General features: G+C 60.8%; 18 protein-coding genes. 5 read left to right on the top strand and 13 right to left on the bottom strand.

Going from position 1 to position 26,915, the window contains the following annotated elements; translation table 11 throughout:
- Positions 1–126 precede the first annotated feature (126 nt).
- The 9 genes from V3W27_RS13595 to V3W27_RS13555 form a co-directional block, all read right to left on the bottom strand.
- The gene (locus V3W27_RS13595) at positions 127–1,578 is read right to left on the bottom strand and encodes a lipopolysaccharide kinase InaA family protein (protein ID WP_330206804.1); all 1,452 of its coding nucleotides are present in this window, start codon (positions 1,576–1,578) and stop codon (positions 127–129) included.
- Positions 1,578–2,330, bottom strand: coding sequence for a lipopolysaccharide kinase InaA family protein (locus V3W27_RS13590; RefSeq protein WP_330206803.1), 753 nt, complete (start codon positions 2,328–2,330; stop codon positions 1,578–1,580). Before V3W27_RS13590 ends, V3W27_RS13595 begins: the two co-directional genes overlap by 1 nt.
- Positions 2,327–3,061 (bottom strand): lipopolysaccharide kinase InaA family protein, encoded by a 735-nt coding sequence (locus V3W27_RS13585; RefSeq protein ID WP_041065844.1) that lies wholly within the window; start codon positions 3,059–3,061, stop codon positions 2,327–2,329. Before V3W27_RS13585 ends, V3W27_RS13590 begins: the two co-directional genes overlap by 4 nt.
- Positions 3,061–3,867: a lipopolysaccharide core heptose(I) kinase RfaP gene (gene rfaP / locus V3W27_RS13580; RefSeq protein WP_096794729.1), complete on the bottom strand. Its 807-nt coding sequence runs from the start codon at positions 3,865–3,867 to the stop codon at positions 3,061–3,063. Before rfaP ends, V3W27_RS13585 begins: the two co-directional genes overlap by 1 nt.
- Positions 3,868–4,989 carry a glycosyltransferase family 4 protein gene (locus tag V3W27_RS13575; protein ID WP_135294812.1) on the bottom strand — a complete coding sequence of 374 codons (1,122 nt, stop codon included), beginning with the start codon at positions 4,987–4,989 and terminating at the stop codon, positions 3,868–3,870. It abuts the gene before it with no gap.
- Entirely contained in the window at positions 4,989–6,050 is a 1,062-nt protein-coding gene (waaC, locus tag V3W27_RS13570) for a lipopolysaccharide heptosyltransferase I (RefSeq protein WP_330206802.1), read from the bottom strand. The genes V3W27_RS13575 and waaC overlap by 1 nt, the downstream gene beginning before the upstream one ends.
- Position 6,051: 1 nt before the next feature.
- Positions 6,052–7,086, bottom strand: coding sequence for a lipopolysaccharide heptosyltransferase II (gene waaF / locus V3W27_RS13565; RefSeq protein WP_047290935.1), 1,035 nt, complete (start codon positions 7,084–7,086; stop codon positions 6,052–6,054).
- Between the two features lie 308 nt (positions 7,087–7,394).
- Entirely contained in the window at positions 7,395–10,334 is a 2,940-nt protein-coding gene (gene glnE / locus V3W27_RS13560; protein ID WP_330206801.1) for a bifunctional [glutamate--ammonia ligase]-adenylyl-L-tyrosine phosphorylase/[glutamate--ammonia-ligase] adenylyltransferase, read from the bottom strand.
- A complete protein-coding gene (locus V3W27_RS13555) occupies positions 10,331–10,456 on the bottom strand; it encodes a hypothetical protein (protein ID WP_256198919.1) in 126 nt (41 codons plus the stop codon). The genes glnE and V3W27_RS13555 overlap by 4 nt, the downstream gene beginning before the upstream one ends.
- Before the next feature lie 262 nt (positions 10,457–10,718).
- Between V3W27_RS13555 and aceE the strand changes: the two genes are divergently transcribed.
- The 5 genes from aceE to msrA all read left to right on the top strand — a co-directional run bounded on the left by aceE (position 10,719) and on the right by msrA (position 20,831).
- Complete coding sequence (gene aceE / locus V3W27_RS13550; RefSeq protein ID WP_003220999.1) at positions 10,719–13,364, top strand: pyruvate dehydrogenase (acetyl-transferring), homodimeric type; 2,646 nt, start codon at positions 10,719–10,721, stop codon at positions 13,362–13,364.
- An 11-nt stretch (positions 13,365–13,375) separates the two neighbouring features.
- On the top strand, positions 13,376–15,337 hold the full coding sequence (gene aceF, locus V3W27_RS13545; RefSeq protein ID WP_330206800.1) for a dihydrolipoyllysine-residue acetyltransferase: 1,962 nt from the start codon (positions 13,376–13,378) through the stop codon (positions 15,335–15,337).
- 279 nt (positions 15,338–15,616) lie between these two features.
- Positions 15,617–17,014 carry an alkaline phosphatase D family protein gene (locus V3W27_RS13540; RefSeq protein WP_247269705.1) on the top strand — a complete coding sequence of 466 codons (1,398 nt, stop codon included), beginning with the start codon at positions 15,617–15,619 and terminating at the stop codon, positions 17,012–17,014.
- 252 nt (positions 17,015–17,266) lie between these two features.
- On the top strand, positions 17,267–19,963 hold the full coding sequence (locus V3W27_RS13535; protein ID WP_247269704.1) for a putative bifunctional diguanylate cyclase/phosphodiesterase: 2,697 nt from the start codon (positions 17,267–17,269) through the stop codon (positions 19,961–19,963).
- A gap of 202 nt (positions 19,964–20,165) precedes the next feature.
- The gene (gene msrA, locus V3W27_RS13530) at positions 20,166–20,831 is read left to right on the top strand and encodes a peptide-methionine (S)-S-oxide reductase MsrA (RefSeq protein ID WP_097087056.1); all 666 of its coding nucleotides are present in this window, start codon (positions 20,166–20,168) and stop codon (positions 20,829–20,831) included.
- A gap of 124 nt (positions 20,832–20,955) precedes the next feature.
- On the opposite strand, the gene V3W27_RS13525 is transcribed toward msrA, so the two are convergent.
- The 4 genes from V3W27_RS13525 to putP form a co-directional block, all read right to left on the bottom strand.
- Positions 20,956–21,795 carry a 23S rRNA (adenine(2030)-N(6))-methyltransferase RlmJ gene (locus V3W27_RS13525; RefSeq protein WP_003220988.1) on the bottom strand — a complete coding sequence of 280 codons (840 nt, stop codon included), beginning with the start codon at positions 21,793–21,795 and terminating at the stop codon, positions 20,956–20,958.
- Between the two features lie 321 nt (positions 21,796–22,116).
- Positions 22,117–22,821 carry a DUF4123 domain-containing protein gene (locus V3W27_RS13520; RefSeq protein ID WP_330206799.1) on the bottom strand — a complete coding sequence of 235 codons (705 nt, stop codon included), beginning with the start codon at positions 22,819–22,821 and terminating at the stop codon, positions 22,117–22,119.
- Positions 22,811–24,826 carry a type VI secretion system Vgr family protein gene (locus tag V3W27_RS13515; RefSeq protein WP_330206798.1) on the bottom strand — a complete coding sequence of 672 codons (2,016 nt, stop codon included), beginning with the start codon at positions 24,824–24,826 and terminating at the stop codon, positions 22,811–22,813. The genes V3W27_RS13520 and V3W27_RS13515 overlap by 11 nt, the downstream gene beginning before the upstream one ends.
- A 354-nt stretch (positions 24,827–25,180) precedes the next feature.
- Positions 25,181–26,665 carry a sodium/proline symporter PutP gene (putP, locus tag V3W27_RS13510; protein WP_103368701.1) on the bottom strand — a complete coding sequence of 495 codons (1,485 nt, stop codon included), beginning with the start codon at positions 26,663–26,665 and terminating at the stop codon, positions 25,181–25,183.
- Between the last annotated feature and the right edge of the window lie 250 nt (positions 26,666–26,915).

Below are 26,915 nucleotides of genomic sequence, written 5' to 3'. Positions count from 1 at the left end.
TCAGTGGTGTTTGTCCGCTATTGCTCAACGGGAGATTTTTGGGGCTTTAAAGCCCTGTTGCGAGCAGGCTCGCTCCTACAGGGGAATGCTTTCCCATGTGGGAGCCAGCCTGCTGGCGAAGGCGGTTCAGGCCGCGCTGGAGATGTCCTTGGGCAACCGCTGATCGATCACCTGATACAGCGCGCTGCTCTCGGGCCAGTTGCGCATGAACCGTGCCCGATCCCGCGCATAGGCCGCTGCGAAACTTCCGACAGAGCTGTGCTGACACATCGAATCCAGATCGATCAGTGCCCAGCGATCTTCCTGCCAGAACAGGTTATGCCCCTTGAAGTCGCCATGGCTGATGCGCTCGGCAATCAATCGTGCGAACAGTCGATCCAGCGCCTGCAACTCGGATTCCGGCGCCGCACCGCTTTCCACATACGGCGCAAAGCGCTCGATGATGTCCGGCCCCGGCAGGAACTCGGTCACCAGATAGGCACGGCTGCGCAACCACAAAAAACGCTTTTCCAGCACCGCCAGCGGTTTCGGCGTGGCGATGCCGAGGAACGCCAGGCGATTGCCTTCACGCCACGAGTGCCACGCACGGCTCGGGCGCCAGAAGCGCTTGAGCCAGTGCGCAAAGCCTTTGATGTTGTAGCGCTTGATCACCAGCGTACGCCCGGCCACTTCGACCTTGCCGACGCTCGCCGCGCCGCCGGTCTTGTACAGATGGCCCTGATCGAGCAATGCATCGGCCTGATCCAGCACCGGCAGCATCGCCGCTTCTTCCTCGCGACGGATCGCCCGCAAGGCGAACGCACCGCGCTGCACACTGAACAACGTGCACTCGCGGCCCACCTTGATCAGGTAATCCTTCAGGCGCCAGGCGCGCACCTTGGCGATCTGCTTCTGCAAGGCTTCCAGCGGCAACGCGTGTTCGCTGTTGCTCAGCAGGTAATACACCAGCAATTCTTCGGTGAACGGCTCCAGCGACTTGGGCAACTGGGCGAAAAACACCCCGAGGTTTTCCAGCACTTTTTGCCGCGACAGCGGCTGGCCAGCGGTCTCGGCGCAGATCCCGGCGCCATCGATCAGGTACAACTGACCGCCCTGGCGCAGCAGATTGTCGAGGTGCAGATCTTCCTGCCACAGGCCTTTGCCATGCAGTTGACCGATAGCGCCCAGCGCCTCGGCGAGTACCGCCGATTGCTCGTCCGCCAGCACTGGCAGCGATTCGACTTTCTGCCAGGCCTCACCAAGGCTTTCGGCACCTTCGAGAAATTCGAACAACAGCCAGCCACCCTCGCCGTCCTGCAAGCCATCAGCCAGCAACAGTGGCGTGGTCAGGCCTTGTTCGGCGAGCAGCTTGACGCCCGCAAGCTCACGCTGAAAATGCCGTGCAGCCTTGCTGCCCACCAGTAATTTGGCCAGCACCGGCCGCCCGCGCCAGACCCCGGCACCGACATAGCGCTGCCCGGGCAACACCCGCAGCAGATTCAGCAGTTGCAGATCCGCAGGACCGGCCGCATCAGCGAGGCTGATCGTCAGCGGCAGACTCGGCGCACGTCCGGCGTTTTTCAGTTCGGACAAGCGCATCAACGGGTCTCCTTGCGACTGCGCCGCGCAGTCAGGCGCGTCACCCAGCTGTCGACCAGCGAACTGTTGACTGGCTGATCGAGATAGGCCGCGAGCAACTCGCGCAATTGCGCTTCGCTCCATTCCGGGGCGCGACGCAGTAGCGGCTCCAGATCCTTGACCCGGTCGCGCATGCCGAACAGCAAGGGCCGGGTCTTTTCCAGGTCGATCAGTTGCGCCCGATAGGCGTCGCCATCAGCCTGCAAAAAGATGTGTTTCGGATAAAAGCAGCCGTGCACCTGACGCAAGCCGTGCAGCCGGCGCGCCAGCTGTCCACAGGCCTTGAGAATGGCCGATTGCTGCGCGGTGCTCAGCTCGGACCAGCGCTGCAGCAACGAGTCGAGATCATCCCAGCCGTCGAGGGCACGGGTCAGCAGGATCGCCTGGACTTCGCCCTTGACCTTGCGCTCACCGAAGAACGCCGCTTGCAGCGCCGGGATCCCCAACTTGTTGTAGCGGCTGATATTGCGAAACTCGCGGGCGAAACTCGGCTCGCCGAACGGCGCATGCAGGGTGCGGGTCAGGTAGTTGCTCTGGCGCTTGAGGTAGTAGGCCTGCCCTTCCAGCTCCAGGCGAAACACGCTGCTCCAGCCACCGCCATCGGTGTTCGGTTCGTCCACGGCCTCGAGCTGTTTGGCCCAGAGCGCGTCGAAAGTGCCGAGGCCATGACGCTCAAGCAGCGCCCGGTCTTCAGCAGCCAGGAAATCAGTCATTCGCGTCCCTCGAAAAATCTCACCACGTGGCGAATCCGTTTCTTGTCGGCGGCATTCAGCCGATCACGTCCGCGGTATTGCAGGTAGAAGCGCAGGCGCTGGGTGTTCGACAGGTGATATTTGGCCACCTTGTCGAGACAGGCCAGATCCTTGGTGATCCGGTATTTGAGCCAGAAGCCGCGCCAGAAATCGCCGTTCGGGCAATCGATCAGAAACAGCTGCGCCTGATCGTCGATCAGCAGATTGCGCCACTTCAGATCATTATGGGTAAAGCGGTGGTCGTGCATGGTTCGGGTGTAGCCGGCCAACTGCCGGCTGATGCCATCGACCCACAGGCGATCCTTGAGTTTCGGATCATTGCGCTCGGCCAGCGCCGACAGGTCTTCGGTGCGCGGCAGCTCGCGGGTGATCATGGCGCCACGGGCATAGGCCGCGCCACGTCGCTCCAGGCCCCAGGCCACCACTTCGGCGGTGGGAATGCCCCACTTGGCGAAGCGCTTGAGGTTCTGCCACTCCATCTTCACCCGGGGCTTGCCCAGGTAACGGCGCAAGCCTTTACCGGCGCCGACGTAGCGTTTGACGTAGTAATTCACGCCGTTGCGCTGCACGCGGATGACTTCGGACAGCGGGTCGCGGGTCAGGCGCTCGCCCTGCAGGGCAAACACCGCTTCGAGGCTGCCGAAATCTTCGCTCAGTTCGCTGTATTGCGGTTCAAGCGTCCAACCCGCCATCAGAGCGCATCCCCGTAACGCTGTTTGCGCGCATAAAGCTTGTTGGCCTTGCCTTCGAGCCAACTCAGCAACGGCGCTTCTTCGGCGAGGATCTGGCGTAGCGGTTGCTGGAAGTAGCCTTTGAGGAAACGCAGCTTGTCGCGTCGGGTCAGGCCGATGTCCAGTGCCGAGAAATACAACGCGGCCAGATCCTTGTTGCGCCAGCGTTGAGTAATTCTTGGGCGAGTCTGGGCGCGGTGCAGGTCGATCACCGACAGCTTGAAATCGTCCGGGGTGATCGGCTTGTCGGTGTGCAGCAGAAAGTGGCAGATGTAGCAGTCGCGATGGTTGACCCCGGCGCGGTGCATCATGCCGGTCATGCGCGCCACTTCAGCGATCAGCGCGTGCTTGAGTTTCGGCTGCGGCGGGTTCTTGACCCAATCGATGCTGAAGTCTTCGAGGCTGATGGTCGGCGCCAGCTCTTCGGTGACGATGAACGAATGCTGATCCGCCGGGTTGCTGCCCTTCTCGCCGTAAGCCACGGCGGTCATGGTCGGCACGCCGACTTCCTGCAGACGCTGGATTGCCTTCCACTCCTGACCTGCGCCAAGCACCGGCAGCTTGGCGGTCAGCAGGTTCTTGAAAATCTCGCCCCAGCCGATGCCCCGGTGGATCTTGACGAAAAATCCGTTGCCGTCGACTTCCGTGCGCAGAGTCCGTCGAGCTTCCAGCTCGCGGTAGACTTCGCCCTGCAAGCCTTCGACTTCGGCGAACGGGTCGCGCCCGGCCCAAAGGCTCTTGAACGGTTCAGCCAGCATCAACTTCATTTAAGCGTGCTCCGCCAGAATCACATCGGCCGCGTGCTGCGGCATGCTGTAGAGGTCGGCCGTCTCGGCGAAAGCCAGACCATTGCGGCTCCAGGCCGCGCGTGCAGCGTCGTCATTCAACATGTCAGTCAGGTACTGCGTCAGTTGCGCCTGATCGAACGGCTCGTCCAGCACTCGCCCGGCGTCCGCCTCGGCAATGTAATGGGCGTAACCGCAGACCGCGCTGACCAGCACCGGCAACCCGGCGACCAGCGCTTCGAGCAATACTGTGCCGGTGTTTTCGTTGTACGCCGGGTGGATCAACAGGTCGGCGCCAAGCAGGAAGCGCGGGATATCGCTGCGGCCCTTGAGGAAGGTCACGTTGTCGCCCAGGCCCAAAGTCGTACTCTGCATCTGGAACAATTTGGGGTCATCCTGGCCGATTACAAACAGCCGGGTGCGCTTCTTCAGCTCGGCGGGCAGTGCAGCCAGCGCCTTGAGGCTGCGATCGACGCCCTTGGTCTTGAACCCGGAGCCGATCTGCACCAGCAGCAATTCATCGTCCTTGAGGCTGAATTCGGCGCGGAACCCGGCGCGAATCTGGTCGGCATCCGCCGGCCGGCGACGATCCTGGGCGATACCCGGCGGCAGCAGGTGGAAGCGCTCCAATGGCGTGTCGTAATGCTTGATGAACAGCGGCTGCTGCACTTCGGAAATCATCAGCACTTCGGTTTTCGCGTCTTTGGCGAACACCGCGCGCTCGTACTCGGCGAAGTGGCGGTAGCGGCCCCAGCGGCGGTACAGCGAATGGCGCAGGTTCTGCGCCTTGTCTTCGAAGCAGCCGTCGGCGGCGTAGTAGACGTCCAGCCCCGGCATCTTGTTGAAGCCGATCAAGCGGTCCACCGGACGCTTGGCCAGATCCGCTTCCATCCACGCCGTGAGTTTCTCGTTGCGACGGTGGTTGAAGAACGCCTTGACCGGCGCCACCAGCACTTCGAAACCGGGCGGCACGTCGCCTTCCCAGATCAGCGTATAGACACGGATCTGATGGCCGCGCTTCTGGCATTCGAGGGCGATGCGCATGAAGTCGCGCTGCAAGCCACCGAACGGGAAATATTTGTACAGAACAAAAGCCAATTGCATCAGCGCAGCTCCTCAGCCATTAACAACGTGCTCAGACGGCTGGCGACACGCTCGGGATTCACACGCGTGAAGCACAGCGGCTGCTCGCGTTTCAGGTCAAACTGGCGGGCATCCTGCGCGGTCGGTTGGTAAGTGCATTTCTTTTGCAGGCAAGGGGCGCAGGGGAAATCACTGGCCATGTGAATCTGCACCTTGCCGTAGGCGCCGGTCAGGCCCGGGTTGGTCGGGCCGAACAGGGAAATCGTCGGCACGTCCAGCGCGGCCGCCAGATGGCCGAGGCCGGTGTCCACCGCGACGCAGGCCTGGGCGCCGGCCAGCACTTTACCGACCCCGGCCAGATTCAGCTTCGGCAGCACTTCGGCGTGTTTGAAACCGGCGGCAATCCGTTCGGCACGGGCCTTCTCCAGCGGGTTGCCCCACGGCAGTTTGACCCCGACGCCCAGATAGCCGACCCGCTCGGTCAGCTCGCGCCAGTAGGCTTCCGGCCAGTGTTTGGTGTCCCACGTGGTGCCGTGCAGGAACACCACGAAGGCGCTCTTGCGCGGCAATTCCACCAGACGCTCGACGTTGAGGCCGTAGTCGCCCAACCCTTTGGGCAGGTCATAACCAAGGGCGATGGCGAACAACTGACGCACCCGTTCGACGGCGTGTTGCCCACGGGCCACCGCCAGTTTGCGGTCGTAGAAACGTGCAGCGATCGGCTCGCGCGCCGAGCCTTTGTCGAGGCCGGCCACCGGGGCTTTGACGTAGCGGGTCAGCCAGGCGCTTTTCAGCAGGCCCTGAGCGTCGATCACCAGATCGTATTGGCTGGCGCGCACGCTTTGCTTGAAGTGCTTCCACTCGCCGCTCTTGATGGTCTGCCAGAGGTTTTTGCGCCAGCGGCGGATCGCCACCGGAATCACCTTGCCGACGGCCGGGTGCCAGGTCGGGATCTCGGCGAAGCCTTCTTCCACCACCCAGTCGAACTTGATCCCGGGAATGGCCCGGGCGGCGTCGGTCAGCGCCGGCAACGCGTGAATCACGTCGCCCAGCGATGAAGTCTTGATCAGCAATACCCGCAACTTAATGAACCTCGACCACGGAGCCCTGCAGTTTCTGCAAGGCATCGTTGACCGCGTCCGGCATCAGCTGGCGCAGGCAGTTGTAATGGCCGAACCGGCAGGTACGGTCGAAGCACGGGCTGCAATCGAGTCCCAAACGAACGATTTCGACGTGCTCGGCCAGCGGCGGGGTGAACCCCGGTGACGTAGAGCCGTAGACCGCCACCAGCGGACGGTTCAGCGCCGCCGCAACGTGCATCAGGCCGGAGTCGTTGGACACCACCGAGTCGGCGCAGGACAACAGGTCGATGGCTTCGGCCAGCGAGGTACCGCCGCTGAGATTGACCGACTCTTCACGCAGCCCGGGAATCAGCCGTGCGCGAATGTCTTCGCCTACCGCGTGGTCGTTTTTCGAGCCGAACAGCCACACCTGCCAGCCTTCGCGAATCCGCGCTTCGGCAACTTTGGCGTAATGCTCGGACGGCCAGCGCTTGGATTCGCCGAACTCGGCGCCGGGGCACAGGGCCAACACCGGGCGGTCCAGAGTCAGGCCGAACTTGGCCAGCGCCGCTTCGCGGGTCACCGGATCGATTTGCAGGCTCGGACGCGGATAAGGCTTTGGCAGCTCGGCGTTCGGCTCGTAAGCCAGCGCCATGAAGCGCTCGATCATCAGCGGATAACGTTCTTTATCCAGCGTGCGCACGTCATTGAGCAGGCCGTAGCGGAATTCGCCACGCCAGCCGGTACGCTGCTTGATGCCGGCGAAAAACGGCACCAGCGCCGACTTCAGCGAATTCGGCAGCAGGATCGCCTGATCGTACTGGCCGGCCAGGGACTTGCCGATCCGCCGACGCGTCGCCAGTTCCAGCGCGCCATGGCCGAGCGGGAAGCTCAAGGCCTTGCGCACTTCAGGCATGCGCTCAAGGATCGGCCGGCTCCACTCGGGGGCCAGCACGTCGATTTCGCATTGCGGGTGGCGCTGCTTGAGACACTGAAACAGTGTCTGCGCCATCACCATGTCACCGACCCAACTGGGCCCAACGATCAGAATATTCATGTGGTTTCCATAAACGAACCGGGGAGGCCAATGCCTCCCCGCCTCGAGAATCACTGAGGGAGCGGCGCTGCTTGCGATGGGTCATTACCTTCAACATGACTGTCGACTGTCACTCCGCTATCGCGAGCAGGCTCGCTCCCACATGGTTTTGCCTCTGTTCACACATCTGCGACTCACCGCAGATCTATTGTAGGAGTGAGCCTGCTCGCGATGGGGTCGTTACATTCAACATTGAAGTCGTCTGACACTCCGCTATCGCGAGCAGGCTCACTCCTACAGGGTTTTGCATTCATTCACACATCTGCGACTCAGCTTAGCCCCAACTCTTTCCAGATCCGCAATACCTGCCGGCGCTCCTCGACAAACTGGTCGCCTGCAATCACCCCGGCGTCCTTCTGCAAGGCCTGTCGGTGGGCGGCGGAGCGGTAGGCTTTATAGGCCTCGCGCAACAGGCTGGCGTCTTCGGCAGGCATCAGCCCTTCGTGTTCCAGCTCTTCCAGAATGCGGATGTTATCGGTCCAGCGCAGCAACGGCGGGTGGCTGTGCGACCACGCCAGGGCCGCGTATTGCACCATAAATTCAATATCGACGATACCTCCGGCGTCCTGCTTGAGGTCGAACGGCGCTGTGGCCTCGAAGGCATTTACCGCCGTGCCGGCCGCCGTGCTCTTGCTGCCGAGGTTATCGCGCATCTTGGCGCGCATCTCGCTGACTTCCTGTTGCAGCTTCGCCAGATCCCGCGCCTTGCCCAAAACCTGCGCGCGAACTTTCTCGAAGGCCTGGCCGACATCCTGACTGCCGACCAGCACCCGCGCCCGCACCAGGGCCTGATGTTCCCAGGTCCAGGCTTCATTTTCCTGATAGCGCTCAAACGCCCCGAGCGAACTGACCAACAGCCCCGACGCGCCGGACGGGCGCAAACGCATGTCCACTTCATACAGCTGGCCGGAGTTGGTCTGCGCCGTCAGCAAGTGAATGATCCGCTGCCCCAGCCGGGTGAAGAACTGCGCGCCATCGATCGGCTTCGGCCCGTCGGTTTCCGCCTGCGGATCACCGTCATGGATGAACACCAGGTCCAGGTCCGAACCATGCCCCAGTTCCAGCCCGCCGACTTTGCCATAACCGACAATGATGAAGCCGGGATCGCACAAACTGCCGTCAGTGCGCAGCGGCGTGCCGTACTTGGCCACCGTCTGACGCCAGGCCAGCGCCAGCACTTGCTCGAGAATCGCTTCGGCGAGCCAGGTCAGGTAATCACTGACTTTCATCAACGGCAGACTGCCGGCGATTTCCGAGGCGGCGACGCGCAAGCGGTGCGCCAGTTTGAAGTGACGCAGGGCTTCCATCTGCTGTTCGAGGTCATCTTCGGGGATCCGCGTCAGGCGCTCGCGCAATTCGGCGGCCAGTTCCGGGGCCAGTGGCGGCTTGAACAGCCGGCCTTCATTGAGCAACTCGTCGAGCAGCAACGGGAAACGGGTGATCTGTTCGGCAATCCACGGACTGGCCGCACACAGCGTCAGCAAACGCCGCAGGGCGCCGGGGTTTTCCGTCAGCAACACTAAATAAGCCGAACGTCGGGCCACGGCTTCGACCAGTGGCAGCACCCGTTCCAGCACCAGATCCGGGTTGTCATGCTCCACCGCCTGGGCCAGCAGACGCGGAATAAAAGCATCGAGACGCTCGCGACCCAGCCGTTGCATCGCACGCAACTGCGGGCTGCCGCGCAAACCGGCCAGCGCCTTCAGGGCCTTGGTCGCATCAGCAAAGCCGCCCTCTTCGAGCTGTCGGCAAGCGGCCTCTTCATCCTGCTCCTCTTCCCACAGCGGCAACCATTCACCGCCCACTACCACTTCGCAGTCGGCGCCCTCTTCTTCATCGGGATCGGCGATCACCTGCGCAAAGTGCCAGGCCACCCGACCACGCCAGAACATCAGCTTTTCATGGAAGGCGTGCCAATCGGCGAAGCCGAGCATGAACGCGATGCGCGCCTGATCCTGAGCGCCGTCCGGCAACATCTGGGTCTGGCGGTCGGCAATCGCCTGGATCGCGTGTTCGGTGTAACGCAGGAATTCGTAACCTTCGCGCAGCTCGCTGATCACCGCCGGCGGCAGGTAGCCCTGTCCTTCCAGCGTGCTCAGCACCTTTAATAGAGGACGCTGTTGCAGGCTGAGGTCGCGCCCGCCGTGGATCAACTGAAAAGCCTGGGCAATGAACTCGACCTCGCGGATACCGCCGGAGCCGAGCTTGATGTTGTCGGCCATGCCCTTGCGCCGCACTTCCTGCTGGATCAGCTGCTTCATGGTGCGCAGCGCTTCGATCGCCGAGAAGTCCAGGTAACGGCGGTAAACGAACGGGCGCAGCATGTCGAGCAACTGCGCGCCGGCCGTCTGATCGCCGGCCACCACCCGCGCCTTGATCATCGCGTAGCGTTCCCAGTCGCGGCCCTGATCCTGGTAATACTGCTCCAGTGCATTGAAGCTCAGCACCAGCGCGCCGGATGAACCGTACGGGCGCAGGCGCATGTCGACGCGGAACACGAAACCGTCGACGGTCATCGGGTCGAGGGCCTTGATCAGGCGCTGACCGAGGCGAATGAAGAATTCCTGATTATCCAGCGCGCGTTTCACACCGACGGTTTCGCCGCCCTCGGGGTAGGCGAAGATCAGGTCGATGTCCGACGACAGGTTCAACTCGACCGCACCGAGCTTGCCCATGCCGAGGATGACCATCTGCTGCGGCAAGCCGCTGCGCCGGCCGGTCGGCGTGCCGAACTGCTGGCAATGGCGGCTGTACAGCCACCGGTAAGCCTGATCGATGGTGGCGTCGGCCATGTCGGAGAGGTCGCGGCAGGTCTGCACCAGATCGGCCTGGCGGTTGAGGTCACGCCAGATGATCCGCACTTGATGCCGAGCGCGCTGACGACGCAGGACGCGCCCGAGCTCGTCTTCGCTTTGCGCGGTGTTCACGGCGGCGGCAATCTGCGCGCACAATTCACCCGGCGCGAACGGCCGGTCGAGTTCGCCGGACTGCACCAGCGACAGCAACATCAAAGGGTCACGAACGCTCTGTTCAATGACGAAATCGCTGGCGGCACTGACGCGGGCGAATTGCGCCCAGCGTTCCGGGGTCCAGCTGGAGAAACCGTGATCGTCTTCCAGCGCGGCGACGGCCGTACGGAACGACTGCTCGGATCGAGTGACCAACGGCAGGAGAATGGCGGGGAGTTCAGCGAGCACGGGCAGGGTCATGGTCTATCCTTGATCGGCGTGTAAATGGCCGCTTGTAGTGTTTGATGAAAACCCGCTACGCGAAGGACTGTCGAACAAAAGTTAGAAATAGCTGAAATTTCTTCTTCTTTGGCATCCAGCATCAAACTTTCACCTTTTTCGGATGGTAATCGACCAACCTTAACGATTATTCTCACAACGCAGTCGGAGGCCACAAGCCTTTCCTCTGTAGTTTTACTACTCGTCTATACAGGCGAAAGGCTGAAATGCTCAAAGATTTGTAGTAAAACTACACGCCGCCGGAACAACCTGTCGGCAATCCAAGAATTTTAAATCGTCTGCCCACAAGGCCAGTCGCAAACTCAGGCAACCGATTCTGGAAGCCTTTCCGCCCTGGAGCAAGCCATGCAAGACCTCGATCCCGTCGAAACCCAGGAATGGCTGGACGCCCTGGAATCGGTTCTCGACAAAGAAGGCGAAGACCGTGCTCACTATCTGATGACCCGTATGGGTGAACTGGCGACCCGCAGCGGTTCGCAGCTCCCTTACGCCATCACCACGCCTTACCGCAACACCATCCCGGTAACCCACGAAGCACGCATGCCTGGCGACCTGTTCATGGAACGCCGCATTCGCTCGCTGGTGCGCTGGAACGCAATGGCCATGGTAATGCGTACGAACCTGAAAGATTCTGACCTGGGTGGTCACATCTCCAGCTTCGCTTCCAGTGCGACCCTGTATGACATCGGCTTCAACTACTTCTTCCAGGCCCCGACCGACGAACACGGCGGCGACCTGATCTACTTCCAGGGCCACACCTCGCCAGGCGTTTACGCCCGTGCATTCATGGAAGGCCGCATCACCGAAGACCAGATGAACAACTTCCGCCAGGAAGTCGACGGTCAGGGCCTGTCGTCCTACCCGCACCCTTGGCTGATGCCTGACTTCTGGCAGTTCCCGACCGTATCCATGGGTCTGGGTCCGATCCAGGCGATCTACCAGGCACGCTTCATGAAGTACCTGGAACACCGCGGTTTCATCCAGCCGGGCAAACAGAAAGTCTGGTGCTTCCTGGGCGACGGCGAGTGCGACGAGCCGGAATCCCTGGGCGCGATCTCCCTGGCCGGCCGCGAGAAGCTGGACAACCTGATCTTCGTCATCAACTGCAACCTGCAGCGCCTCGACGGCCCGGTTCGTGGCAACGGCAAGATCATCCAGGAACTCGAAGGCGTGTTCCGCGGTGCTCAGTGGAACGTGACCAAAGTCATCTGGGGCCGTTTCTGGGACCCACTGCTGGCCAAAGACGTCGACGGCATCCTGCAACGTCGCATGGACGAAGTCATCGACGGCGAGTACCAGAACTACAAAGCCAAAGACGGCGCGTTCGTTCGCGAGCACTTCTTCAACACGCCTGAACTCAAGGCGATGGTTGCCGATCTGTCCGACGACGAGATCTGGAAACTCAACCGTGGCGGCCACGACCCGTACAAGGTCTATGCGGCGTACCACGAAGCGGTCAACCACAAAGAACAACCAACCGTCATCCTCGCCAAGACCATCAAGGGTTATGGCACCGGTGCCGGCGAAGCGAAAAACACTGCGCACAACACCAAGAAAGTCGACGTCGACAGCCTGAAGCTGTTCCGCGACCGCTTCGACATCCCGGTCAAGGACGAAGAGCTGGAGAACCTGCCGTTCTTCAAGCCAGAGCCAAACAGCGCCGAAGCCCGCTACCTGAGCGAGCGCCGTGCCGCACTGGGCGGTTTCGTACCGCAGCGCCGCGCGCAGAGCTTCAGCGTACCGACCCCGGACCTGGACACCCTCAAAGCCATCCTCGATGGTTCGGGCGACCGTGAAATTTCCACCACCATGGCCTTCGTGCGGATCCTCGCGCAACTGGTCAAGGACAAGGAAATCGGCCCGCGCATCGTGCCGATCATCCCGGACGAAGCCCGTACCTTCGGTATGGAAGGCATGTTCCGTCAGTTGGGCATCTACTCCTCCGTCGGCCAGCTCTACGAGCCAGTCGATAAAGACCAGGTGATGTTCTACAAGGAAGACCAGAAAGGTCAGATCCTTGAAGAAGGCATCAACGAAGCAGGCGCCATGAGCTCCTTCATCGCTGCCGGTACTTCGTACTCCAGCCACAACCAGCCGATGCTGCCGTTCTACATCTTCTACTCGATGTTCGGCTTCCAGCGTATCGGTGACCTGGCCTGGGCCGCTGGCGACAGCCGTACCCGTGGCTTCCTGATCGGCGGCACCGCCGGCCGTACCACCCTGAACGGTGAAGGCCTGCAGCACGAAGACGGTCACAGCCACCTGCTGGCCGCGACCATCCCGAACTGCCGCACCTACGATCCGACCTACGGCTACGAGCTGGCGGTGATCATTCAGGACGGCATGAAGAAGATGACCGAAGAACAACAGGACATCTTCTACTACATCACCGTGATGAACGAGTCGTACCAGCAGCCAGCCATGCCGGCCGGTGCCGAAGAAGGCATCAAGAAAGGCATGTACCTGCTCGAAGAAGACACCCGCGATGCGGCGCATCACGTACAGCTGATGGGCTCCGGCACCATCCTGCGTGAAGTGCGTGAAGCGGCGAAGATCCTGCGTGAAGAGTTCAACATCGGCGCCGACGTATGGAGCGTCACCAGCTTCAACGAACTGCGTCGCGACGGCCTGGCCGTAGAGCGCAGCAACCGTCTGAAGCCTGGCCAGAAGCCTAAGCAGAGCTACGTTGAAGAGTGCCTGAGCGGCCGTAAAGGTCCGGTGATTGCCTCTACCGACTACATGAAGCTGTTCGCCGAGCAGATCCGTCAGTGGGTACCGTCCAAGGAATTCAAAGTCCTGGGCACCGACGGTTTCGGCCGCAGCGACAGCCGCAAGAAACTGCGTCATTTCTTCGAAGTCGACCGTCATTTCGTGGTGTTGGCAGCCCTGGAAGCACTGGCTGACCGTGGTGATATCGAACCTAAAGTGGTGGCCGAGGCCATCGTCAAGTTCGGCATCGACCCGGAAAAACGCAACCCACTGGACTGCTGAGGAGACATTTTGTGAGCGAACTCATTCGCGTACCTGACATCGGCAGCGGTGAAGGTGAAGTAATTGAACTGTTTGTGAAGGTCGGCGACCGTATCGAAGCCGACCAGAGCATCCTGACTCTGGAATCGGACAAGGCCAGCATGGAAGTGCCGGCCCCGAAAGCCGGCGTCATCAAGAGCCTGAAAGTGAAGCTGGGCGACCGCCTGAAAGAAGGCGACGAACTGCTTGAGCTGGAAGTCGAGGGCGCCGCGCAAGCGGCCCCTGCACCTGCTGCTGCACCGGCTGCAAAAGCTGAAGCCAAACCGGCTGCCGCGCCTGCTGCTGCCGCGCCAGCCGCTGCCCCTGCTGCCGCTTCGGTGCAGCAAGTGCACGTGCCGGACATCGGTTCGTCGGGCAAGGCGCAGATCATCGAGATCCAGGTCAAGGTCGGCGACACCGTCGAGGCTGATCAATCTTTGATCACCCTGGAATCCGACAAGGCCAGCATGGAAATCCCGTCGCCTGCCGCGGGCGTGGTCAAGGCCATCAGCGTCAAGCTCAACGACGAAGTCGGCACTGGCGACCTGATTCTGGATCTGGAAGTGGCGGGTGCTGCGGCGCCTGCTGCGGCCGCTCCGGCTCAGGCTGCTGCGCCAGCCGCTGCCGCTGCGCCTGCTCCTGCGGCAGCCCCGGCTGCTCCAGTGGCTGACAGCGTTCAGGACATCCATGTTCCGGACATCGGTTCGGCCGGCAAGGCCAAGATCATCGAAGTCCTGGTCAAGGCTGGCGACAGCGTTGAAGCCGACCAGTCGCTGATCACCCTCGAATCCGACAAGGCAAGCATGGAAATCCCATCGCCTGCCGCTGGCGTGGTGGAAAGCATTTCCATCAAGCTGGACGACGAAGTCGGCACCGGCGACCTGATCCTCAAGCTGAAAGTCAAAGGCGCAGCCCCTGCTGCTGCCCCGGCTCCAGCTGCCGCTGCGCCAAGTGCTCCGGCACCGGCCGCTGCGGCTCCGGCAGCCGCAGCACCTGCTGCTGCCGCTCCGGTTGCTGCGCCGGCCAAGCCAGGCGCGAAAGTTCACGCCGGCCCTGCCGTGCGTCAACTGGCCCGTGAGTTCGGCGTCGAGCTGAGCGCCGTTGGCGCCAGCGGTCCGCACGGTCGCATTCTGAAAGAAGACGTGCAGGTTTACGTCAAGGCGATGATGCAGAAGGCCAAGGAAGCACCGGCCGCTGCTGGCGGCGCAACCGGTGGCGCGGGCATCCCGCCGATTCCGGTCGTGGACTTCAGCCGCTTCGGTGAAATCGAAGAAGTGCCGATGACCCGCCTGATGCAGGTCGGCGCTGCCAACCTGCACCGCAGCTGGCTGAACGTGCCGCACGTGACGCAATTCGACTCGGCGGACATCACCGAGCTGGAAGCCTTCCGTGTTGCGCAAAAAGCCGTCGCCGAGAAGGCCGGCGTCAAGCTGACCATCCTGCCGCTGCTGCTCAAGACCTGCGCGCACCTGCTCAAGGAGCTGCCGGACTTCAACAGTTCGCTGGCGCCAAGCGGCAAGGCGATCATTCGCAAGAAGTACGTCAACATCGGTTTCGCGGTAGACACTCCGGATGGCCTGCTGGTCCCGGTGATCAAGAACGTCGACCAGAAGAGCCTGCTGCAACTGGCTGCTGAAGCGGCTTCGCTGGCTGAAAAAGCCCGCACCAAGAAGCTGTCTTCGGACGAGATGCAAGGCGCCTGCTTCACCATTTCCAGCCTCGGCCACATTGGCGGCACCGGCTTCACGCCGATCGTCAACGCGCCGGAAGTGGCGATCCTCGGTGTTTCCAAGGCAACCATCCAGCCAGTCTGGGACGGCAAAGCCTTCCAGCCGAAACTGATGCTGCCACTGTCGCTGTCCTACGATCACCGTGTGATCAACGGCGCCGCCGCTGCACGCTTCACCCAGCGTCTGGGCAGCCTGCTGGGCGACATCCGCACCATCCTGCTGTAAAGCGTTCGGCCCTCCGGCAACGGAGGGCCGATTGCGTCCCACGTTTTCGAGCGCCACACGCTCGTACCTCAACCCCGTCAGTTTGACGGGGCTTTTTTTGCCCGAAGAAAAGTTACAACGCTTTTATTCCTACAACTTCGGTCTACTTAAGCCACGAGTCCAGTCCACTTCGCGCCGATATTTTTTATCCGCCGACAACTAACCTTGGCGGCACAAGTTAAACGAATAACTTGCTAAACACTGACCGTTATTCAAGTATCAATTCGAACGGATTCGAACATGTTAAAACCAACTGTCGGCCCGATTATTGGCCATACAACAACTAATCACGCACGCATCTTCATGCGCGGCGACTCGCAAAACAACGCCACCACATTTGCCGGCCTGCGTTATCGAAAGCGCGACAGCAATCAATGGTCAAATAGCCTTTTTTCCCGTTTAAGTGCTTTGCGCGATTTTTGCCAGGTCTTTTCATTGAATAACCTGGAGAGCCATTGCGAATACGAATACCAGACGGGCTGGTTCAGCCCCATGAGCCCGGTGCATACCGTCGAGAGCATCGCCGAATTGCCTCTGCAATGGCCGCGCGAGATCTACCGCTTTCGCACCCGTGCCAGCGACGCCGCGCAGCCACGCGCTTATATCATCGGCTCCTGTCGCTACTTGCGCATGACCGCCGGCATTGCTTCCCTGCCCCAAATTGGCGACCGTATATTCGCCTCGATCAATCAGTTGATCGAAGGCGCCGAGCCGCCGATCAGCGCCACCCTGATGACCGGAGACCAGATCTATGTCGACGACCTCAACCTGATTGCCCCGGATCGCGAATACAAGGACATCCTCGACAAATATCGCGCGGCCTTCTCGCAACCGAATATTCAGCGGCTGATGTCCGGCACTTCGACTTACATGATCCTCGACGACCACGAAATTGAAGACAACTGGCCGGCGAACGCCAGTAAGTCCGATCATGAGTTATATCGCAATGCAATGGCGGCGTATGAGTTGTATCAAACCAGTCATAGTCCGGCGCATGAACTAACAGTTGATGGCGAGATTGATCATTCAAAACTGGCGCATTACTGGTATCAGTTCAGCGATGGCGATATTGAATGGTTTGTCACTGATAGCCGCACTCGGCGCAACCTGGCTGCTGATGATCGACGCATCCTGGACAGCGAGCAGGAACTGGCCCTGGTTGCCTGGCTGAGCAACAGCAAGGCACGGGTCAAATTCGTGGTCACCAGCGTGATGTTCTATCCGGATCGCAAACTGCACGGCGACGATGCGTGGAAAGCCTTCCCGGCGCAGCGCCTGCGCCTGCTGGAAACCATTCGCACCCGACAGATCAGGAATGTCGTATTCGTCTCGGGCGACGTGCACGGCTCGCTGACCTCGCGCCTGACCCATAGCGAAGACCCGGACTTCGAAGTCCACACCATCGTCTCCTCGCCGTTGTGTAACAGCAAACTTTTGCCCTATGCCACGGCGTCGACGTTCATCCTTGATCAGCCACTGGTACGCACTGCGGCGGGTGACTATCAACATGAGTTGACCAGCACTGTGGTCAGCGAAGACAACTTCGCCCATGTAGTGGTCGAGGCTGATCAGATTTTGATCAATTACCATGATCGAGATGGCAAGAAGCTGCAATCGCTCAGCCTGAAATTACGTTGAATCTAAAAGATCGCAGCCTTCGGCAGCTCCTGAAGGACATCGTATATCCCTGCAGGCGCTGCCGCAGGCTGCGATCTTTTGCTCTTTTCAACCACCCACTGGAGAAATGCCCCGAGCGGCCGACACATTCTTATAGCACTTGGCCTTCATCTCTCTTGTCAGTCGGTGCCGCAATGATGCAACCTTGCCGCAGGCAACAGTAAAGAGGGCGAGAGCCCGGCGCGTTCAGCATATTTCCAAGCGAGTTCCTTCATGAAGAGCCAACCCGATGCCGCCAGCCGTATGGCGGCCGAGGTAGTGACGCAGTTGCCTGTGCCCTCGCGGCTCGGCATGCTGCGTTTCGAGCGCTTGAATGAAGCCAGTTGGGCGATGCTGTTTCTCGACCCCAATTGCGAACGTCAATTCGGCCAGCCGGCCGTCGAGCTCTGTGCGCTGGTCGGTTCACCGTATGCCAGCCTGATGGAGCCTGAAGCGCGCTATCAGTTGCACGACGCGATCCAGCAGCAACTGCGCGACAGCCCGCATTATCTGGTGCGCTACACCCTGCACACCGCTGCGGGCGTGCTGAGCATCCTCGAACTGGGCGAAGCCTATAAACAGCACAATCGACACTTGCTGCGCGGTTATTTGCTGGCGGTCGATGACGTGTTCGACGAAGCGCCAACGCTGCCGTCCGTTGACCTCGAAACCCAGAACTCGCGCCTGCAGATCGCCCTCGAACTCAACCAGCGCGCCCAGCAGGAACAATTGCAGCACCTTGATCGGGTGCGCGCCCAGCAGGATCTGATTCTGCTGCTCGCCCGCCAGCGCTACAGCAGCCACAACTCGCTGCAGGAAGCCGCCGAACTGATCACCCGCTGCGCCTGCGATATCTATGAAATCGACTGCGCCAGCCTGTGGAACCTCGAAGGCAATCTGCTGGTGCCGATTTCCGCGTATCACCGCGCGACGCAGGAATACATCCTGCCGGAGGTGATCGACATCAGCGGTTTCCCCGACTACATGGAGGCCCTGCACGGCAGCCGCGCCATCGACGCGCATAATGCGATGCGCGACCCGCGCACCCGTGAGATGGCCGAAGCCCTGCGCCCGCGTGACGTCAACGCCATGCTCGACGCCAGCATCCGCGTCGACGGCCAGGTGGTCGGCGTGCTCTGTCTGGAGCAGACCGGCGTCACCCGCGCCTGGCAGTCCGACGAAATCGCCTTTGCCGGTGAGCTGGCCGACCAGTTCGCCCAGGTCATCAACAACCACAACCGCCGCACCGCCACCAGCGCCCTGCACCTGTTCCAGCGTGCGGTCGAGCAAAGTGCCAACGCCTTTCTGCTGGTCAATTGCGACGGCGTGGTCGAGTACGTCAACCCGAGCTTCACCGCGATCACCCAGTACTCCACCGAGGAAGTCCACGGCCAGCGCCTGTCGGAGCTGCCGGCGCTGGAAAACCTCAGCGAGCTGCTGTTCGACGCTCCCTCGGCGCTGGCCAAGAGCAACAGCTGGCAGGGCGAATTCAAGAGCCGGCGCAAAAACCTCGAACCGTACTGGGGCCAGTTGTCGATCTCCAAGGTGTACGGCGACAACCGTGAGCTGACGCACTACATCGGCATCTACGAAGACATCACCCAGACCAAACTGGCGCAGCAGCGCATCGAACGTCTGGCCTACACCGACAACTTGACCAACCTCGGCAACCGCCCGGCGTTTATCCGCAATCTGGACGAACGCTTCGCCCGCGACAGCGATACGCCGATCAGCCTGCTGCTGGTGGACATCGACAACTTCAAACGGATCAACGACAGCCTCGGGCACCAGACCGGTGACAAGTTGTTGATCAGCCTCGCCCGGCGCCTGCGCAACAGCCTCAGCCCGAGTGGCAGCCTCGCGCGCTTCGCCAGTAACGAATTCGCCGTGCTGCTCGACGATACCGACCTCGCCACCGGCCAACAGATCGCCAACCAATTACTGGCGACCCTCGACAAACCGATGTTCGTCGACAACCAGCTGATCAGTGTCACCGGCTCCGTGGGCCTGGCCTGTGCGCCGCTGCATGGTCGCGATCCGCAGACCCTGATGCGCAACGCCGGTCTGGCCCTGCACAAGGCCAAGGCCAACGGCAAACACCAGGTGCAAGTCTTCACCGAAGCACTCAACGCCGAGGCCAGCTACAAGCTGTTCGTCGAGAACAACCTGCGCCGCGCCCTGACCCAGAACGAGCTGGACGTGTTCTACCAGCCCAAGCTGTGCCTGCGCAGCGGTCGCCTGCTAGGCATGGAAGCGCTGCTGCGCTGGAACCACCCGGAACGCGGGATGATCCGCCCGGATCAGTTCATCAGCGTTGCCGAAGAAACCGGCCTGATCATTCCGATCGGCAAGTGGATTGCGCGTCAGGCCTGCCGCATGAGCAAGGCGCTGACCGCCGCCGGCATGGGCAACCTGCAAGTGGCGATCAACCTCTCGCCGAAGCAGTTCTCCGACCCGGATCTGGTCGCCTCGATCGCCAACATCCTCAAGGAAGAGGCGCTGCCGGCCAATCTGCTCGAACTGGAGCTGACCGAAGGCCTGTTGCTGGAAGCCACCGAAGACACTCACTTGCAACTTGATCAGCTCAAGCGTCTGGGCCTGACCCTGGCCATGGACGACTTCGGCACCGGTTACTCGTCGCTCAGCTACCTGAAGAAATTCCCGATCGACATCATCAAGATCGATCGAAGCTTTATCCACGAAATCCCCGACAACCAGGACGACATGGAAATCACCTCCGCGGTGATCGCCATGGCCCACAACCTGAAGCTCAAAGTCGTGGCTGAAGGCATCGAGACCGCCGAGCAACTGGCGTTCCTGCGTCGCCACCGTTGCGACGTCGGCCAGGGCTACCTGTTCGACCGGCCGATCCCCGGCGCCGAGCTGATCCAGGCGCTCAAGCGCTACCCGCGCGGCCCGCTCTGCCTCTAGACCCAAAGATACCCTGTCGATGAACTCCCCTTGTGGGAGCGGGCTTGCTCGCGAATGCGGTGGGTCAGCAGAGAAAATGTTGAATGACACACCGCATTCGCGAGCAAGCCCGCTCCCACATTTGAATAGTGCGAAATCCGGCATCATTCGGCACACTGGCGGTCTGACTTTTTACATCCCATCCTGACTGAGAGGAACGATCATGGTTCTGCGCTCGGAAATTCTGGTGAACAAAAACGTGCTACCGACCAAAGATCAAGCTCTGCCCGGCCGCGAAACCGCGATGACCCTGCCTGAAAAGCATTTCGTCTTCGAAGAAACTCCGCTGCTCGGCCCGTTTTTCCAGGACGTCGACTTTGCGATCTTCGGCTTGGGTTGCTTCTGGGGGGCGGAGCGCCGCTTCTGGCAGCGCGAAGGCGTGGTCAGCACCGTGGTCGGTTACGCCGGCGGCTACACACCGAACCCGACCTACGAAGAAGTCTGCTCGGGCCTGACCGGCCATGCCGAAGTAGTGCTGGTGGTGTATGACAAGGACAAAGTCAGCTACGAAGAGCTGCTGGCGATGTTCTGGGAGCTGCACAACCCGACGCAGGGCATGCGTCAGGGCAACGACATCGGTACCCAGTACCGTTCGGTAATCTACGCCACCTCGCCAGAGCAACTGGACGCTGCGCTGAAGAGCAAAGCGGTGTATCAGGCTGAACTGTCGAAGGCGGGTCTGGGCGAAATCAGCACCGAGATCGAGCAGGCGCCGACCGTGTACTTCGCCGAGGCGTATCACCAGCAATATCTGGCGAAGAACCCTGAGGGCTATTGCGGGATTGGCGGCACCGGCGTGTGCATGCCACCGAGCCTGGCGGGTAACTAAACCCCAAAGCATCGCGGGCAAGCCCGCTCCCACAGGTTTAGCGCCGACTTCAAAATGGCGCAGTACTTTGTGGTAGCGGGCTTGCCCGCGAAGGCGTCCGTTCAGACACCGCTAAAACAGTTGATCAGCTTTCAGCAATCAACCAATCCATCTGCCACCCACCCTGAGTCTGCCCAAGCTTCTTCGACAACCACGGCAGCAGCTCACGCAATTCTTCCTCCAGCCCCCACGGCGGATTGGCAATCGCCATCCCCGAGCCGTTGAGGCTGTTCGGCGTATCCAGCGGATGCACCAGCAGTTCCACGCGCAGCAACTTCGGCGCACCGGTACCAGCCAGATCCTGATAGAAACGGCGCAACGCACGCTGATCCTTCACCGGATACCAGATCGCCGCCACGGTTTGGCGCATCCGGCCAATCGCTTCTTTCAGCGACGCCGCACACTTTTGCATCTCATCAAGCTGCTCGAACGGCGGATCGATCAACATCACCGCACGCTTCTCCTGCACCGGCAGCATCGCCCGCGCCACATGCCAGCCCTCGCCCAGATGCACTTTCACCCGACGGTCACCGGCCATGTTCTCTTTGAGCTGCACGCCGTCTTCCGGGTGTTTCTCGTTGAGCATCACCCGGTCCTGAGGCCGGGTCAGACGCCGCGCCAACTCCGGCGAACCCGGGTAGTAGCGCAACTGGCCATCCGGGTTCATCTCGTGCAGCACCTTCATGTAGTCGGCGGTCAGCGCCGGCAGATCCGGCTGATCCCACAAACGCGCAATGCCTTCCAGGTACTCGCCGGTACGGTTGGCCTGATCACCCTGCAAGTCATACAAACCGATACCGGCGTGCGTATCGAGATAGGCAAACGGCTGCTCCTTGCGCGACATCAAGGCGATGAGGCGGGTCAAGGTCAGGTGTTTGAACACATCGGCGTGATTGCCGGCATGGAAGGCGTGACGATAATTCATGGCTGCTCCTGCGAAGGGCGCAAAGTTTACCTTTTACCGGGCGGCAAGTCAGGGGTTGGGGGCTGAGTGGCCCTCTTACACCTTAAGATTCGGCCCAATACCTGTGGCGAGGGGATTCATCCCCGATGGGCTGCGCAGCAGCCCCCCTATTCTGTCAACATGTTGTATCTGTTGCTCCGCGATGACAGGTCTTGGGGCCGCTTCGCTGCCCATCGGGGATGAATCCCCTCGCCACAGTTCAGTTGCCTCGACAACCCATCGAAAGCTTTATCAAAACCCAGGATGCGAACATCGCTGATCCGAGGACTTCGCCCGGAAATTTCATTCTGCTTGGTCCTGCAAATGGTCCAATAACGCCGATTGCGACGTTTCTTCCGACGCTGAAACCTGAAAAAACTGCCTGACCTTGCAACGTAAAACCGGCTCGGGAAAGGCCTCGAACACGGCAGGATGCTCCTCGCTCAGCCACTGCACAGCATTGCCGATGCGAATGTCATCAGCTGTTGCGGCCAAGACCGATCCCGGTACTTTCCACCAAGGAAACACCCGCCCCGAAACCTGCGCCCTGCCCCCGATCTCCACGGTCTGTCCGTTGATCAAGCCGCGCGAGATCACCGGCATCAACTGCACAGATTGCACTTCATCGGACTGCAGGATCGGCAACAAAAACCGTCCATCCCAAAATCGGAAAAACACCGCTGTGCCGTCCGGCATCAGCACTTGAGTCAGGCTGCGAAAGTGCTCAACTACCACCTCCAGGCTCGCCGAGGACACCGCCAACCACCCCCAGTCGCGAGACTCGGTAGAGGCCACCCAATCGAGAAACTCACTGTCCGCCGCGACAATTCCCACGAAGGGCATCACCGCATCCCACTCGGCGTAGATCGTCTCTGCCCAGATCGGGCTCGGTGCAACCAGTGGAGGCCTGGCGTCGCTGGCGTTACTGAAAATCGCGAACAGTTGCTCCGAAGGTTTCAGCGGCTCACGCGCCAGCCACGCTGAAGGCGTCAGGCAATCAGGCTGCACAGACACCGTCCTTGCAGCGCTCGCATTCTTCGCAGAATGGTGCATCACCTTTAAAGCTCATGATTTGCGCAGCAGTGAGCATGGCCGCTGGTGCTGCTGCGAGTTTTGCCGGCAATCCCGGCACTCCCGGCGCTGCACTCATCGCCGCCATTGGCGCCCCACCCACGACAATCGGTACGCTACTGAAAATCCCGCCGGGACCGATGTTGATCCATTGCCCGCCGGCCTGAATGGTCGCGCTCGCGCCACCGTCGATCACCACTTGTTGCCCGGCACTGACGTGAATTTGTGCGCTCGCACTGGTTGCCTGACTACTCACCCGAATATGTCGATCACCAATAACCGTGAGGTGATCGTCCTGTTTCACTTCGGTGTGGCGCTGGCCGTGGGTGATGCGCTGCTCGTCAGCCTTGAGTTCATGGCTGGCAAGGCCAGTGACGACAATGCTGCGCTGGTTGTCGACCTGCACCTGCTGGTCGTGCAGGACATGCTGCGTCCAGTTGCGCTGGGCGCGCAGGTAGATTTCTTCGGCGCCCTTTTTGTCCTCGATGCGCAGCTCGTTGTAACCGCCACCACCGGGGCTGCTCTGGCTGCGGAAGATGCTGCGGGTCTGGTCGGTGGGCAGGTCCAGCGGCAGCGGAGTTGCGGCGTTTGGCAGGCAACCCATCACCAACGGTTTGTCGGCATCGGCATCGATGAAACCGACCAGCACTTCCATGCCGACCCGCGGGATCAGCACGCTGCCGTAATGATCATGCGCCCAACCCGTGGCAACGCGCAGCCAGCAACTGGAATGCTCGTTGAGCTCGCCGTCACGATCCCAGGCCAGTTGCACCTTGACCCGGCCGTACTCGTCGCAATGGATTTCCGTGTCTTGCGGCCCGGTGACCACGGCAGGCTGATAACCGGGCATGCGCGGTTTTTCCGGCCCCAACGCCGGGCGAAAGAACACCTCCCACGGCGTGGCAAGAAAGGTATTACGGTAACCCTGAAATGTTTCCCCATCGCTGGTCACCGATTCCTCCAGCACTTGCGGCTGTCGGCCATGATGCTCGATGGCGGTGAGCAGCCAAAGGTCATTCCAGTCCTGGCGCGGATGCTCGCTCAGTTGCAGGAAATGTCCGCAAACCAGTGCGGATACGTCGCTGATGCCCTCAGCCTGACGGTAGTCGGCGACATGCCTTTCCAGCGTACGTTTCGCCAGTTGCCTGCCGGTTTCTCGATCGTTGAATTGGCCGGGAAAGTGATAGTCCTCGAGCACCGGGCGCTGCTCACTGTCGCTGCGGCTTTGCAGTTGCAGTCGCGGCTTTTCGAAGTTGTAGTCGCGCCGGGTGACCACGCTGGTGCGAGTCTCCACCCGGACGTTGAAGCGCTTGATGGCCGGCGCCGTCGACGCCATGCCGCTGCCCGGCAGATACAGCGTCGGCTCGGCCAGGCGCGGAAACACCGTTTGATCGTCGCCGAACACCAACAGATGGCCTTCGGGACTGTGCTGAAAGTGGTAATGAATGCCGACCTCGGCACACAGGCGCTGGATGAACGCCAGATCGCTCTCGGCGTATTGCACGCAATATTCCCGCACCGGGTAATCGCTGCCGAGGCGGAACTCGAAGGCATCGCGCAGGATTGCGTGATCCTTGAGGATCTGCGCGACGATCTGTGGAACCGTCTGATGCTGAAAAATCCGCTGGTTGATGCGGTGACCGAGGTAGGTCAGACGCGGCACCAGACTCAGGTGATAGCGCGTCAGACGTTTCCCGGAATCGCCCTGCCCGACCTGATAAATCTGACCATGGACACCGGAACCTTCCGCATCGAGGCTCAGAAACGCCTGACGGTGCAGCAGGCTTTCGAGGTCCAGATCCGGACGCTCACTGACCAGTTCCAGCTCGAAACGAAAGGGTTGGCTGATGGCTTCCTTGCCCGTGAACTCAAGGACTTTGAGATCAACTTGGGCGCCTTCGAGGGTCAACGTGAAACGCGGTTGATTGGCAGGCGCGAACATCCGATGTCTCTCTGCAGATTGAGGGCGGGCGATTCTGCATGAGGGGCAAGAGGTGTTGGGTGGGTGACGGGAAAATCAGATTTGCCCTACTTTTCCTGTCGAAAAAGCCTTCGCAAATCGGTGTATCCGACTACAGACAACCCTCTCAAAATCACCACCGAACAACTGTGGGAGCGGGCTTGCTCGCGAAAGGGCCGTGTCAGTCGACATTGATTTCATTTGACCCACCGCATTCGCGAGCAAGCCCGCTCCCACAGGGGATCTATGCTGAGTCAGGGATATTGCAGGCACAAAAAAACGGCCCGCCTCCTTGTAGGAAACGGGCCGTTTTTCTGTGAGCCGCAGCTCAATGCATCACTTGTTCAGGTGGAAATCTTTTTCCGCCGCTTCAAAGCGCTGCACCATGCCTTTGGTTGGCTCACCCATTTTGCTGACGATGTAGATCGCCAGGCTGGCGAAGATGAAGCCCGGGATGATTTCGTACAGACCCAGCAGTTCGAAATGCTTCCAGACCACTACGGTGATCGCGCCGACCAGGATGCCGGCCAGTGCGCCGTTGCGGGTCATGTCCTTCCAGATCACCGAAATCAGCACCACCGGACCGAACGCGGCACCGAAACCGGCCCAGGCGTATGACACCAGGCCCAGTACGCGGTTTTCCGGGTTGGCGGCCATGGCGATAGCGATCAGCGCCACCAGCAACACCATCGCGCGACCGACCCACACCAGTTCCACCTGGGAAGCGGATTTGCGCAGGAAGGTTTTGTAGAAGTCCTCGGTCAGAGCGCTCGAGCAAACCAGCAGCTGGCAGCTCAGGGTGCTCATCACAGCGGCGAGAATCGCCGACAGCAGGACACCGGCAACCCACGGGTTGAAAAGAATTTTTGCCAGCTCGATGAACACCCGCTCGTGGTTCTCGGTGACTGGACCGGCCACTTCCGGGTGCGCCGAGAAGTAGGCGATACCGAAGAAACCCACGGCGACGGTGCCGCCCAGGCACAGGATCATCCAGGTCATGGAGATGCGACGGGCGTTGGCAATCGACTTCACCGAGTCAGCGGCCATGAAGCGCGCGAGGATGTGCGGTTGACCGAAGTAACCCAGACCCCAGCCCATCAGCGAGATGATGCCGATGAAGGTGGTGCCCTTGAGCATGTCGAAGTTGCTCGGGTCCTGAGCTTCGATGGCGAGGAACGTGGTATCGACACCACCGGTGGCCAGCAGCACGATGATCGGCGTCAGCAGCAGGGCGAAGATCATCAGCGTGGCTTGTACGGTGTCAGTCCAGCTCACCGCGAGGAAACCGCCGACGAAGGTGTAGGCAATCGTCGCCGCAGCACCAGCCCACAGCGCCGTCTCGTAGGACATGCCGAAGGTGCTTTCGAACAGACGGGCGCCAGCCACGATGCCGGAAGCGCAGTAAATGGTGAAGAACACCAGAATCACCACCGCCGAGATGATACGCAGCAGGCCGCTTTTGTCTTCGAAACGGCTGGAGAAGTAGTCCGGCAGGGTCAGGGCATCGCCGTTGTGCTCGGTCTGCACGCGCAGACGGCCGGCGACGAACAGCCAGTTCAGGTAGGCGCCGACGATCAGGCCGATGGCGATCCAGCTTTCGGACAGACCGGACATGTAGATGGCGCCCGGCAGGCCCATCAACAACCAGCCGCTCATGTCGGAAGCACCGGCGGACAGAGCCGTCACGACGCTGCCCAGGCTACGGCCGCCAAGAATGTAGTCAGAGAGGTTATTGGTGGAGCGATAGGCCATGAAGCCGATCAGCACCATTGCTGCGATGTAGATCACGAACGTGATCAGTGTTGGATTGCTTACGCTCATTAAGTTACGCCCTGGCTTTGTTTTTATGTTGCAGCGGTGATTGATCGCCCACAAACGACGACGTTTGGCAGACGAAACGGGATCCCGCGCATTTAGGACTGATGTTTCCCCAGGAAAGCCACCAGCCGATGCACCGGGCATTCCCGGTTGCACCTTGGGCGCGAATGCTATGCAACAAAGTAAAAAAGGTGCAACCAGTTTCTGGCGATTAAGTTGCACCTAGTCGGATATACCGACAAATAGGCCGTTT

The sequence above is a fragment of the Pseudomonas sp. AM14(2022) genome (genome assembly GCF_036346455.1).
Lineage (GTDB): Bacteria > Pseudomonadota > Gammaproteobacteria > Pseudomonadales > Pseudomonadaceae > Aquipseudomonas > Aquipseudomonas putida_A.
This window is presented reverse-complemented; position numbering and strand designations above follow the sequence as displayed.